A 12,514-nucleotide genomic window follows, 5' to 3' on the forward strand; every position below is an offset into this window, starting at 1 on the left:
CGGACACGAGATCGCGGAGACACTGCAGGCGACGATCAGTGCTGGAGACGTCCCTGGGGAGGCGCCGTGAAATGGCGTGTCGTGATCGCCGCGCTGCTGATGACGCTCACCCTGGGGGCCGCCGGGGCCGACCCCGGCGGTGAGGCGTACGAGATCTGGCTGGTGGACCAGTCCGACAGCAACGGCCGCACCTACGGCGGCTACGTGCACGTCTACGACGGCGGCGAGGTCACCAGGCGGCTGTCCGCCGCGCGCCCGGTCTCCGTGATCGACCTCGCGGGCGCCACGTCGTCCCTGTGCCTGGCCGCCACCGGCAGGAACCCGGTCAGGCCGCACATGATCGTGTTCAACCAGGCCGGGACGCACGCGGCGCTCGCCTTCGTCGCCAGCGGCCATGTCGTGATCTTCGACGCCACCTCCCGCCTCCCGCTCGCCTGCGTCGAGACCGAGACGGGGGCGGGCGGCGCCCGGCAGGCGCACGCCCTGTGGCCCACCGGGGACGACCGCTACCTCGTCATCGCCAACCAGAACGGCAAGAAGCTGGAGCGCATCCGCACCGACTACGCCACCGGCACCTTCACCCAGGAGGCCGCGGCGACGCTCGACCTGGCCGGCTGCACCACGCCGGCCGGCGCGCCCTGCCAGGCCCCCGAGCTGCGCCCCGACAACGCGCCGATCTGCCCGTTCATCGCCTCCGACAACGGCCCGGTCTTCGTCAGCCTGCGCGGCGGCGGCATGTTCGTCGTGGACTGGCGCGCCACGCCGATGGCCATCACGGGCGAGTACGACGCCGCGCACGTGCCCGCCAACGGCTGCGGGTTCATCGAGGCGAAGGGCGCCGTCTTCGGCGACGGGGGCGGCGGCACCCCGGCCAACCTCGACCAGTTCAGCGTCTTCCGGATGCCGCGCGGCGGCTACTCGGCCGCCAACCCGCCGAACACGCCGGCCGTCGAGCGGCTCTACGACGACGACACCCCGGAACGCGACGCGCACGGCACCGCCGTCGGCCCCCGGGAGCGGCACGTCTGGGTGGGCGACCGGGACGCCAACGTGGTGGAGGTCTTCGACGGGCGCACCGGGGCCCGGGTCAACACGGTGCCGCTGACCTCCCCGTACAGCGCCGACCCGACAGTGGACCTGTTCGCCTCCTCGCCGGACCACGGGTGGGTGTTCGCCTCGACCCGCGGCCCCAACCCGCTCTCCGGCGACCCGCACTCCTCCCACGGCCACGACCCCGGCATGCTGATCGTGCGCATGACCGACGATGGGCGCTCGGGGCAGGTGCGGGGGCTGATCCCCATCACGAACGTGGACGCGGGCGGCACCGAGCGCGCCGACGCCCACGGCATCCGGGTGCGGCGCGTCCCCTGACACCCGGGCGTCCCCTGACACCCGGGCGTCAAGCGCTTGCCCGCGCCCCGCGGCCCGCCGTGCACGCCTCGCCCTTCCCGGTGACGCTCAGCGGCTTGACGCGGACGTTGCGGAAGGCGATCTGGTCGGATCAAGACGGGCGGGCGGTCCGGGTCAGGTGCGGGCCCACCGCTGGTTGGCGCCGCCCGTGCAGTCCCAGATCTGCAGCCGGGTGCCGTTGGCCGAGCTGACCCCTGTCGCGTCCAGACACCTGCCGGACTGCGGGTTGACGATCTGGCCGGTGCCCGCGTCGAAGGTCCAGCGTTGCGCGCCGGTGCCGTTGCAGTCGTACAGCTGCACCTGAGCCCCGTTCGCCGTGGCGGCGCCTGTCACGTCCATGCACTTGCCGAGCGCCCGGACGGAGCCGTCGGTGTTCCAGGCCCAGCTCTGGGCGGCGGTGCTGTTGCAGTCCCAGAGCTGGACGGCCGTGCCGTTGGCGGTGCCGGCGCCGGCGACGTCCACGCACTTGCCGCCGTAGCCGGTGATCCGGCCGCCGGAGCCGCTGGTGGGCGGGGCGTAGACGCGGACGTAGTCGACGGTCAGGGTCTGCGGGAACGTGGTGGTGGCGTCCGGGTAGCCCGGCCAGTGGCCGCCCACCGCCACGTTCATGATCATGAAGAACGGGTGGTCGAAGACCCACCGGTTGCCGCCCAGGTCGGACGGGGTGCGGCGCTGGAACTCGACGCCGTCGACGTACCAGATGATCAGGTTCGGTGACCAGTCCACGGCGAAGGTGTGGAACGCGTCGGCGAACGGGCTGCCGATGGTGTGGCCGGCGCCGATGCCGCCGCCGCCGGAGTAGCCGGGCCCGTGCAGGGTGCCGTGCACGGTGTTGGGCTCGCGGCCGATGTTCTCCATGATGTCGATCTCGCCGCTGTTGGGCCAGCCGACCGTCCCGATGTCGTTGCCGAGCATCCAGAAGGCCGGCCAGATGCCCTGCCCGCGCGGCAGTTTCATGCGCGCCTCGAACCGCCCGTAGGCGCGGGTGAAGGTGGCGGAGGTGAGCAGGCGGGCCGAGGTGTACTGGCAGGTGCCGTAGTGGCACTGGTAGTTGGACGGGTTCTCGCGGCGGGCGGTGATCACCAGATTTCCCGCGCCGTCCATGGCGGCGTTGCGGGTGCTGCTGGTGTAGTACTGCTGCTCGTTGTTGCCCCAGCCGCTGCCGCCGATGTCGAAGCGCCACTTCGACTGGTCGACGGCGCTGCCGGCGGCGCCGTCGAACTCGTCGGACCAGACCAGGGGCCCGGGGGCGGGGGCCGCTGCGGCGGTGCCGGCGAGAGGGGCGGCCAGCGCGATGATCGCGGCGAGAGCGCTTCCGATGGCGAGCAACGTTCTGGAGCGGGGGGTGCGTGCCATGTGGGTTACCTCATCGGATCCACGGGGGTGAGAGTTTACGGAAACACTCCGGCAAGGTGAGCCCACCTGTCAAGAGAGCGCTCTCTCGCATGGTGAACGAGTCGCCTGCGGATTTTTCGCGTGGACTGTCACGAATCGGGACCGCTGCCCGGTCTCAGCGCCAGGACCGCCTCACGCACGCGACAGGAGTGACAGCTTGCCACCAGCCAGAATCCGCATCCGCATCCGCATGAGCGCGCGCCCCATCGACGAGCCGCACCGCGTCGCCAGCCAGCTGGAGCTGCTGTTCGACCTCACGTTCGTGGTCGCGGTGGCGGCCGTCACCGCCCAGCTCGCCCACCACATCGTCGAGGGGCACGCGCTGGCCGGCATCATCCCGTTCCTCCAGGTCTTCTTCGCGATCTGGTGGGCGTGGATGAACTTCACCTGGTTCGCCTCGTCGTACGACACCGACGACGTCGCCTACCGGGTGCTGACCATGGTCCAGATGGCCGGCGTACTGGTCCTGGCCGCCGGCGTGCCGGCCGCGAGCGAGCACACCGACTACGGCTTCGTCACGCTGGGCTACGTCATCATGCGGATCGGGCTCGTCGCCCAGTGGCTGCGGGTCGCCTTCGAGGACCCGGCGCGCCGGCGTACCGCACTGCGTTACGCCGCAGGGATCACCGTCCTGACCGTGGGCTGGATGTACCACTCGTGGGTCGCGCCCGTGAGCATCGAGCTGCCGCTCTTCCTGCTGCTGGCGGCCCTGGAGCTCGCCGTGCCGCTGTGGGCGGAGCGGGCCGAGCCCACCACCTGGCACCCGCACCACATCGCCGAGCGTTACGGCCTGTTCACGATCATCCTGCTCGGCGAGAGCGTGCTCGCCGCGTCCAGGGGCGTCGCCAGGGCGCTCGAGACGAGCGCGATCAGCAGCCCCTTCGTCATGATCGCTGTCTCCGGACTGGTGGTGCTGTTCGCCCTGTGGTGGCTGTACTTCCTCGTGGAGGCCGGCGACGGGCTCAGCGGGCGCCGAGATCGTTCCTACCGGTGGGGATACGGCCACTACGGCATCTTCGCCGCCCTGGCCGCGCTCGGCGCCGGTCTGGAGGTCGCCGTCGAGCAGAGCGGGCACCACATCACCGCCACGCCGCTCACCGTCGCCTACGCCGTCGCGATCCCCGTCGGGGTGTTCCTCCTGCTGCTCTGGATGGTGCACACGCCGATCGAGCCGGAGTCCGTCATCCATCCCGCCGTGATCTCCGGCTGCGCCGCCGTCGTGCTCGCGCTGCCGCTCGCGGTGCCCTGGATCGGCGTGCACGGCGTGGCCACGGCCATCGCGGCGGCCTGCGTCCTGGCGGTCGCCATCACGATCGCCGCGAGCTCCGCCCGCGAGCCGGCGCCGCACTCCGGGACCCGCCGTGCCCGGCGGCCGTTCAGGGCCGCCCGGTAGCGCTCGCCCGCCCTCGCCCGCCGGGTCCGGCCCGCTCGCCGGGTCCGGCCGGGGCTGTCACGGACGCGGCGGCCGCCCGGTCCAAGTGAGCGAACCGATCACCGTCCGCGATGAGAGAGGTGGATCATGCGGGTTTCCCGTTCCCGAACACCGGCCCCGGCCGGGCCCTTGCAGGCCGATGCGGAGCCGGGTGGACGTCCGGAGGCTGGTGCGGAGCCGGGTGGGCCTGCCGAGGCCGGAGCGGAGCAGGGTGGGGGCCGCTTCGGGCTCGGCACGGCGTCGGCGCTGGTGGTCGGCTCGGTCATCGGGACCGGGGTGTTCGCGCTGCCGTCCGCCCTGGCCGTGTTCGGGCCGATCTCGCTGGTGGCGTTCGGGCTCGTCACGATCGGCGCGATCGCGCTGGCGCTGACGTTCCGCGCTCTGGCGGTGCGGCTGCCCGGCGCGGGCGGCCCGTACGTCTACGCCCGCGAGGCGTTCGGCGAGTTCGCCGGGTTCCTCATCGCCTGGAGCTACTGGATCACCGCGTGGGCGGGGAACGCGGCGATCGTGGTGGCCTGGGTCGGCTACGTGGAGGTGTTCTGGAACACCGGGCACGAGGTGGGGTGGTCGATCGTCATCGCGCTGACAGGGCTGCTCCTGCCGGCGCTGGTCAACCTGATGGGGTTGCGCAGCTTCGCCGCGTTCCAGGTCGTCGCGACGGTGCTGAAGTTCATCCCGCTGCTGTTCATGGCGACGGTCGGCCTGCTGTTCGTCAACACGGCGAACTTCGGCGAGTTCAACGCCGGCGGCACCTCCTGGCTGGGCGCGATCAGCGCCGCGGGCGCCATCGCGCTGTTCAGCTACCTGGGCATCGAGACCGCCTCGGTCGCCGCGGGCCGGGTCCGCGACCCGAGGCGGAACGTCGGCCGGGCCACCGTGCTGGGCACCCTGGCCTGCGCCGTGGTCTACATCCTCGGCACCGTCACCGTCTTCGGCACCGTGGCGCACGACGACCTCGTCAGCTCCACCGCGCCCTTCACCGACTCGGCCAACGCCATCTTCGGCGGCGAGTGGGCGGGGGCCACCGTCGCGGCCGCGGCCGTCGTGTCCGGCTTCGGGGCGCTGGTCGGCTGGACCCTGATCGTGGCCGAGATGCCCAGGGCGGCGGCGCAGGACGGGCTGTTCCCCACCGCCTTCGCCCGGCAGACCAGGGCCGGGGTGCCCGCGTTCGGCATCGTCGTCTCCACCCTGCTGGCCGCGGGGCTCACCGTGGTCAGCTACACCAGCTTCGAGCAGGTGTTCATCACCGTGGTGCTGCTGTCGGTGCTCACCTCGGTCGTCCCGTACCTGCTGGCCGCCGCCGCACAGCTGTACTGGCTGCGCACCGAGGGCAGGCGGCTGCGGGCCGGCCACCTCGCGCGCGACGTCACCGTCTCGGCGCTCGCGCTGGCGTTCGGGTTCTGGGCGCTGGCGGGCAGCGGGTACCAGGCCGTCTACTACGGCACGTTCTGCCTGCTGCTCGGCGTGCCGGTGTACGTGTGGGTCAAGGCCCGCCGCGGCTCCTACGGCCAGAGCCCGGCGGTGGCGCGATGACCACGAGCCAGGACCTCACGCTGCGGGTCGGCATCCACTCCGAGATCGGCAGGCTGCGCGAGGTCGTCGTGCACCGGCCGGGCCGCGAGCTGGACCGGCTGACCCCGGACAACGCCGCCGAGCTGCTCTTCGACGACGTGCTGTGGGCGGACCGCGCCCGCCGCGAGCACGACGAGTTCACCGAGGTGATGCGGGGCCACGGCGTACGGGTGCACCTGTTCGCCGACCTGCTGGCGCAGGCGCTCGCGACGGACGGCGGGCGGAGCTTCGCCGTGGACCGGCTGTGCACCGATCAGCGGTTCGGCGCCGCCCTGGCCAGGGAGCTGCGGGCGCTGTTCCTGGACACCGACCCGGTGCTGCTGGCCGGCTACCTGATCGGCGGGGTGGTGAAGTCGGACCTCGGCCCGCTCGGCGGGCGCAGCGTGGCATGGCAGAGCCTCGACGCCGACGACTTCGTGCTCACCCCGCTGCCCAACACCCTGTTCCAGCGGGACAACGCGGCCTGGATCGGGCGCGCCGTCGCGGTCAACCCGATGGCCAAGCCGGCCAGGAGCCGCGAGTCCATCAACACCAGGACCGTCTACCGGCACCATCCGCTGTTCGCCGGCGCCGGCTTCGAGATCGTCTACGGGGACGACGATCTCGACCACGCCCCCGCCACGCTGGAGGGCGGCGACATCCACGTCATCGGCGACGGCGTCGCCATGGTCGGGATGGGCGAGCGCACCACGCCGATGGGCATGGAGGCGCTGGCCAGGCGGCTCTTCGAGGGCGGCCACGCCCGCCGCGTCCTGGCCGTCGAGCTGCCCAAGGCCCGCTCGACGATGCACCTGGACACCGTGCTGACGATGGTGGACGTCGCCACCTTCGTCGCCTACCCCTACTTCGACCAGGCCGCCGCCCGGGTCTGGCTGCTCACCCCCGACGGGGGCGTCCAGCGCCGGGCGGGGCTGGCCGCCGGTCTGAGCGAGGCGCTCGAGGACGACGGCGTCCGCATCCTCACCGCGGCGGGGGACCGGCGCGAGGCCGAGCGGGAGCAGTGGAACGACGCCGACAACTTCCTGGCGATCGCGCCCGGCGTGGTGCTCGGCTACGAGCGCAACACCGCCACCAACGCCATGCTGCGCGAGCACGGCCTGGAGGTCATCCCGCTGGCCGGCAGCGAGCTGGGCCGTGGCCGCGGCGGCGCCCGCTGCATGACCTGCCCCATCCTGCGTGACCCCGTGTCGCCCGCCCCGAAGGAGCCGTCATGACCCTCCCGACCGCCCCCGGCTCGTTGCTCACCCCGACCGGCCTGGGCCGCGCGGGTTTCCTGGCGATGCTCGACCTCGCCGCGGAGCTCAAGGAGGCCAAGCGGGCCGGGCGCGAACGCCCCGCGCTGACCGGCCGCAACATCGCCCTGGTGTTCGAGAAGAACTCCACCCGCACCCGGTGCGCGTTCGAGGTGGCCGCCTACGACCAGGGCGCCCACGTCACCTACCTCGGACCGTCGGGGTCGCACCTCGGCAGGGAGGAGAGCGTCGCGGACACCGCGCGGGTCCTGGGCGCCCTGTACGACGGGATCGAGTTCCGCGGGTTCGCCCAGGAGACCGTCGAGGAGCTGGCCCGGCACGCCGGCGTACCGGTCTGGAACGGGCTCACCGACGAGTGGCACCCGACGCAGATGCTCGCCGACGTGCTGACCATGCGGGAGCACCAGCCCGGCGACATCGAGGCGATCAGCTGCTGCTTCGTCGGCGACGGGCGCGGCAACATCGCCCGGTCGCTGCTCGTCACCGGGGCCATGCTCGGCATGGACGTGCGCATCGCCGCACCCGCCGAGCTGCGCCCTCCGGACGCGCTGGTGAAGGAGGCCGAGCACGCGGCCCTGTCCAGCGGCGCCCGGGTGACGGTCACCGGCGACCTGGCGGCGGCGCTCGACGGCGCCGCCTTCGTCTACACCGACGTGTGGGTCAGCATGGGCGAGGCCGAGGCCGAGTGGGACCGGCGCGTCCCGCTGCTCACCCCCTACCGGGTCACGGCGGAGGTGATGGCCGCCACGGGCCGTCCCGGCACGCGCTTCCTGCACTGCCTTCCCGCCGTGCACGACACCACCACCGAGCTTGGCCGGCGGGTCCACCAGCAGTACGGGCTGGCCGGGGCCGAGGTCACCGACGAGGTGTTCTCCTCCGCCGCCTCCGTGGTCTTCCAGCAGGCGGAGAACCGGATGCACACCATCAAGGCCCTGCTCGTCGCGGCGCTGGGGGAGTGACATGCTGCTCGTCGTCGCCCTGGGCGGCAACGCCCTGCTCGAGCGCGGGGAAAGCCCCGACGCGCAGGTCCAGCGGCGGCACGTGCGCGCCGCCGCCCTGGCGCTGGCCCCGCTCGCCGCCGAGCACACGCTGGTGCTCTGCCACGGCAACGGGCCGCAGATCGGGATGCTGGCCGTGGAGAGCGAGAACGACCCGGCCCTGACCCACCCGTTCCCGCTCGACACGCTCGGCGCCCAGACCCAGGGCATGATCGGATACTGGCTGGCGCAGGAGCTGGGCAACGCGGGCCTGGCCGGGCCGGCCGTCACGATCGTCACGCGGACCGAGGTCGGCGCGGACGACCCGGCCTTCCACGCCCCCGCCAAGTTCGTCGGCCAGGGCTACCCGGAGCCGGTGGCCAGGAGGCTCGCGCTGGAGCACGGGTGGACCGTCGCCAGGGACGGCCGGGCCTGGCGGCGGGTCGTCGCCTCCCCGGCACCCCGCCGGATCATCGAGCTGCCGACGATCCGGCAGCTGGTGGCCGCCGGCACGACCGTGATCTGCGGCGGCGGGGGCGGGGTGCCCGTCCTCGCCGGGGACGGTGGCCGGTACGAGGGGGCGCAGGCCGTCGTCGACAAGGACCTCACGGCCGCGCTGCTGGCGGTCGAGCTGGGAGCCGACCGGCTCGTGGTGCTCACCGACGTGGACGCCGTCCGGCGGGACTTCGGCACCCCTCAGGAGCGGCCGCTGTCCACGGCGGACGCCGACGAGCTGCGCGCCATGCGCTTCCCCGCCGGATCGATGGCGCCGAAGGTCGAGGCCTGCATCCGGTTCGTCACCGCGACCGGCCGGCCGGCGGCGATCGGGGCGCTGCGGGACGCGCCCGCGGTGCTCGCCGGCACGGCCGGGACCACCATCACGCACGGCGGGCAGCCGTCCACCGTCACGGACAGCGGGCAGCCGGCCACGCACGAAGGCACGGCCACGCACGAAGGCACGGCCACGCACGAAGGCACGGCCAGGCGCGAAGGCACGGCCACGACAGCCCGCCGATAGACCCCGCCTGTCGCGGGAACGACCCATGGCTTTACCCTCCTGTCGGGGTGGTGCAGCGATGACGACTGGTGGTGCGGGGGCGTTCGAGCTCCGCGATCGGCGGGTGGAGTGCGCGGTGCTGGACGGGGTGCTCGCCGACGTGCGCTCCGGCCCGGGGCGCGCCTTGCTGATCCGCGGCGAGGCGGGCGTCGGGAAATCGGCGTTGCTCGATTACCTCGTGGGCCGCTCGACCGGGTGCACGGTCCTGCGCGCGGCAGGCGTCGAATCCGAGATGGAGCTGCCCTTCGCGGGCCTGCACCAGTTGTGCGCGCCGATGCTGGATCGCCGCGACCGCATCCCGGCCCCGCAGAGCGAGGCGCTGGCCGTCGCGTTCGGCCACAGCGCCGGAAGCCCGCCGGACAGGTTCCTGATCGGGGTGGCCGTCCTGAGCCTGCTGGCGGCGGTCTCGGAGGACCAGCCGCTCCTGTGCGTGATCGACGACGGCCAGTGGCTGGACCAGGCCTCGGCGCAGACGCTGACGTTCGTCTCGCGGCGCCTGTTCGCCGAGCGGATCGGCGTGGTCTTCTCCGTACGCGAGCCGGCGGCCGGGCCCGAGTGGCGCGGCCTGCCGGAGCTGGCGGTCGGCGGCCTGCCCGAGGACGACGCCCGCGCGCTGCTCGACTCGGCCGTTCCCGGGCGGCTCGACGAGCGGGTGCGGGACCGCATCGTGGCCGAGACGCGGGGCAACCCGCTGGCCCTGCTGGAGCTGCCGCGCGGCCTGACGGCGGCGGAGCTGGCCGGCGGGTTCGGGCGGCCCGACGCGCAGCCGCTGGCGAGCCAGATCGAGCACAGCTTCGCCCGGCGGGTGCGGTCGCTGCCCGCGCCGACGCGGCAGCTGCTGCTGACGGCGGCGGCCGAGCCGGTCGGCGACATGACGTTGTTGCTGCGCGCCGCCCGGCTGCTGGACCTGCCGATGAGCGCGGGGGCGGCGGCGGAGGCGGCCGGGCTGATCGAGCTGGGCTCCCGGGTGCGGTTCCGGCATCCGCTGGTGCGTACGGCGATCTACCGGGCGGCCGGCCCGGACGAGCGCCGCACCGTGCACCGGGCCCTCGCCGAGGCGATCGACCCGGCCGTCGACCCCGACCGGCGTGCCTGGCACCGGGCGCACGCGGCGGCCGGCGCCGACGAGGAGGTCGCCGCCGAGCTGGTCAGCTCCGCCGACCGGGCGCAGCGCCGCGGCGGGATCGCGGCCGTGGCCGAGTTCCTGCGGCGCGCGACCGAGCTGACCCCGGACGCGGCGACGCGCGCGATCCGCGCCCTGTCCGCCGCCGAGGCCGCACTGCGCTGCGGCGCCTTCGACGTCGCGCTGAGGCTGCTGCACACGGCGGACGAGGCGCCGGCCGAGGAGTTCCACCGGGCACGGGTCAACCTGATGCGGGCGCAGATCGCCTTCGCCTCCGGCCACGACATGGCCGCGCCGCGGCTGCTCCTCGAAGCGGGCCGCCGGCTGGAGCCGCTGGACATCGAGCTCGCCCGCGACACCTACCGCGACGCCATGGGGGCGGCCCTGCTCGCCGGCGGGTTCACCGAGGATTCCGGCGTGCTCGCGGTGGCACGGGCGGTGCGCGCGGCGCCGAGCCCGGCTCGGCACCGGCCCGGAGACCTGCTGCTGGACAGCCTCGCCGCGCTGTACACCGACGGATATCCGGCCGCCGTGCCGCCGGCCCGGGAGGCCCTGCGGGCCTTCCGCGCCGAGGACAAGTCCAGCGCGACCGACCAGCCCTGGTTGTGGCTGGCGGGGGTCACCGCCGCCGACATGTGGGACGACGAGAGCTGGGCGATCCTCACCGAACGGCACGTCCGCGTCGCCCGTGACGTCGGCGATCTCAGCGTCCTCCCGCTCACCCTCAACTCGCTCGCGGTCGTACGGCTCTTCTCCGGCGAGCGCGCGGCGGCCGTCTCGCTGGTCGCGGAGATCCAGGCGATCGGGGAGGCGACCGGGGGAGCGCTGGCACCGTACGGCGCGCTGGCGCTGGCCGCCTGGCACGGCGACGAGGCCGCCGCCGCCCCGCTGATCGAGGCGAGCACGGCCGACGTGATGGCCCGCGGCGAGGACAGCGGAGTCGTGGTCACCCGCTGGGCTCGGGCGCTGATGCTGAACGGGCTCGCCCGGTACCAGGAGGCCGTCACGGCGGCCCGCGCCGCGGCCGAGCACCCGACGGAGACCGCCATCGTCTACTGGGCGCTGTCGGAGCTGGTCGAATCGGCCGTCCGCAGCGGGCAGCCCGAGCTCGCGGCCGCCGCACACGAGCGCCTGGCCGCGACGGCCCGGGTCGCCGGGACCGACTGGGCGCTCGGCGTGCTGGCCCGGTCCGAGGCGCTGCTGGCGACCGGCCGTACGGCAGAGGCCCTGTACCGGCAGGCGATCGACCACCTCGGCCGGACCCGGATCCGGATGGAGCTGGCCCGCGCCCGCCTGCTGTACGGCGAGTGGCTGCGGCGGGAGAACCGGCCCCAGGAGGCGCGCGGCCAGCTCCGCACCGCCTGCGACCTGCTCACCGCGGCCGGTGCCGACGCGTTCGCGGACCGTGCCCGCCACGAGCTCGCCGCCGCCGGCGAGCCGGTCACCGAGCGCGCCACCCGCCCGCGCGACACCCTGACCCCGCGGGAGGCGCACATCGCCAGGCTCGCCGGCAACGGGCTGACCAACGCCGAGATCGGCGCCCGGCTCCTGCTCAGCCCGCACACCGTCGAGTGGCACCTGAGCAAGGTCTTCACCAAGCTCGGCATCACCTCACGCAGGCAGCTACGCCCGTCGGACGCCGACATCGGGAGCAACTAGCCCAGGGAGCTGTCACAGAGCCCGAAGGCTGTCTTGTCTTAGCTGGCGACCGGATGGTGATCCATCTCACGTGCCGTTGAAAGGCGTCCCAGTGAACGAGCACACACTGTCGACCGAGCGCGACTACAGCGGCTCCGCGTTCAAACCGCTCTACGTCACGCGCGTCGCCGTGACCGGCGGCGGCTCCGCCCACGCGCGCGTCACCGGCCGGGCCCGCTCGGCCGACGGCGCTCTCGCCCTGGAGCTGCGCATGCCCGAGGAGCTGGGCGGCGACAACCTCGGGCCGAACCCCGAGCAGCTCTTCGCCGCCGGATACGCGGCCTGTTTCCAGGGCGCCCTCAGCCTGCTGGCCCGGCAGCACCTCCTCGACCCCGGGCCGATCACGGTGGAGGCGACCGTCACCTTCGGCCGCGACCCGGCCGACGGCGGCTACCAGCTACGCGCCGACCTCGTCGTGACCTGGCCGGGAGTGGACCGCGACACGGCCACCCCGCTGCTCGCCCAGGCGACCGCGCTGTGCCCGTACGCCAAGATGGCCCGCCAGGGCATCCCCGCCACCATCAACCTCGCCTGCTGAGCTCGCCCCTCGTGCCGAGGGCACCGGCCCGTGACGGCGCCGGTGCCCTCGGCACGATC

The 12,514-nt window shown here is 73.8% G+C and carries 9 protein-coding genes; 8 read left to right on the forward strand and 1 reads right to left on the reverse strand.

Features of this window, described 5'->3' with window-relative positions; genetic code table 11:
- The first annotated feature begins 66 nt into the window (after window positions 1–66).
- Window positions 67–1,371 (forward strand): hypothetical protein, encoded by a 1,305-nt coding sequence (locus ACBJ32_RS00835; RefSeq protein WP_375124918.1) that lies wholly within the window; start codon window positions 67–69, stop codon window positions 1,369–1,371.
- 153 nt (window positions 1,372–1,524) lie between these two features.
- Here ACBJ32_RS00835 and ACBJ32_RS00840 read toward each other — a convergent pair whose 3' ends face one another.
- On the reverse strand, window positions 1,525–2,766 hold the full coding sequence (locus tag ACBJ32_RS00840; protein ID WP_375124919.1) for an RICIN domain-containing protein: 1,242 nt from the start codon (window positions 2,764–2,766) through the stop codon (window positions 1,525–1,527).
- Window positions 2,767–2,995: 229 nt separating this feature from the next.
- Between ACBJ32_RS00840 and ACBJ32_RS00845 the strand changes: the two genes are divergently transcribed.
- The 7 genes from ACBJ32_RS00845 to ACBJ32_RS00875 all read left to right on the forward strand — a co-directional run bounded on the left by ACBJ32_RS00845 (window position 2,996) and on the right by ACBJ32_RS00875 (window position 12,455).
- Window positions 2,996–4,198 (forward strand): low temperature requirement protein A, encoded by a 1,203-nt coding sequence (locus ACBJ32_RS00845; RefSeq protein WP_375124920.1) that lies wholly within the window; start codon window positions 2,996–2,998, stop codon window positions 4,196–4,198.
- 126 nt (window positions 4,199–4,324) lie between these two features.
- Window positions 4,325–5,770, forward strand: a complete 1,446-nt coding sequence (locus ACBJ32_RS00850) for an amino acid permease (RefSeq protein WP_375124921.1) — start codon at window positions 4,325–4,327, stop codon at window positions 5,768–5,770.
- On the forward strand, window positions 5,767–7,023 hold the full coding sequence (locus ACBJ32_RS00855) for an arginine deiminase (RefSeq protein WP_375124922.1): 1,257 nt from the start codon (window positions 5,767–5,769) through the stop codon (window positions 7,021–7,023). Before ACBJ32_RS00850 ends, ACBJ32_RS00855 begins: the two co-directional genes overlap by 4 nt.
- Complete coding sequence (argF, locus tag ACBJ32_RS00860) at window positions 7,020–8,021, forward strand: ornithine carbamoyltransferase (protein WP_375124923.1); 1,002 nt, start codon at window positions 7,020–7,022, stop codon at window positions 8,019–8,021. The genes ACBJ32_RS00855 and argF overlap by 4 nt, the downstream gene beginning before the upstream one ends.
- Before the next feature lies 1 nt (window position 8,022).
- Window positions 8,023–9,057 carry a carbamate kinase gene (locus ACBJ32_RS00865; RefSeq protein WP_375124924.1) on the forward strand — a complete coding sequence of 345 codons (1,035 nt, stop codon included), beginning with the start codon at window positions 8,023–8,025 and terminating at the stop codon, window positions 9,055–9,057.
- 58 nt (window positions 9,058–9,115) lie between these two features.
- Window positions 9,116–11,878, forward strand: a complete 2,763-nt coding sequence (locus ACBJ32_RS00870; RefSeq protein WP_375124925.1) for a LuxR C-terminal-related transcriptional regulator — start codon at window positions 9,116–9,118, stop codon at window positions 11,876–11,878.
- 91 nt (window positions 11,879–11,969) lie between these two features.
- The gene (locus ACBJ32_RS00875) at window positions 11,970–12,455 is read left to right on the forward strand and encodes an Ohr family peroxiredoxin (protein WP_357895399.1); all 486 of its coding nucleotides are present in this window, start codon (window positions 11,970–11,972) and stop codon (window positions 12,453–12,455) included.
- Window positions 12,456–12,514 lie beyond the last annotated feature (59 nt).

The sequence above is a fragment of the Nonomuraea sp. GTA35 genome (assembly GCF_041950525.1).
Lineage (GTDB): Bacteria > Actinomycetota > Actinomycetes > Streptosporangiales > Streptosporangiaceae > Nonomuraea.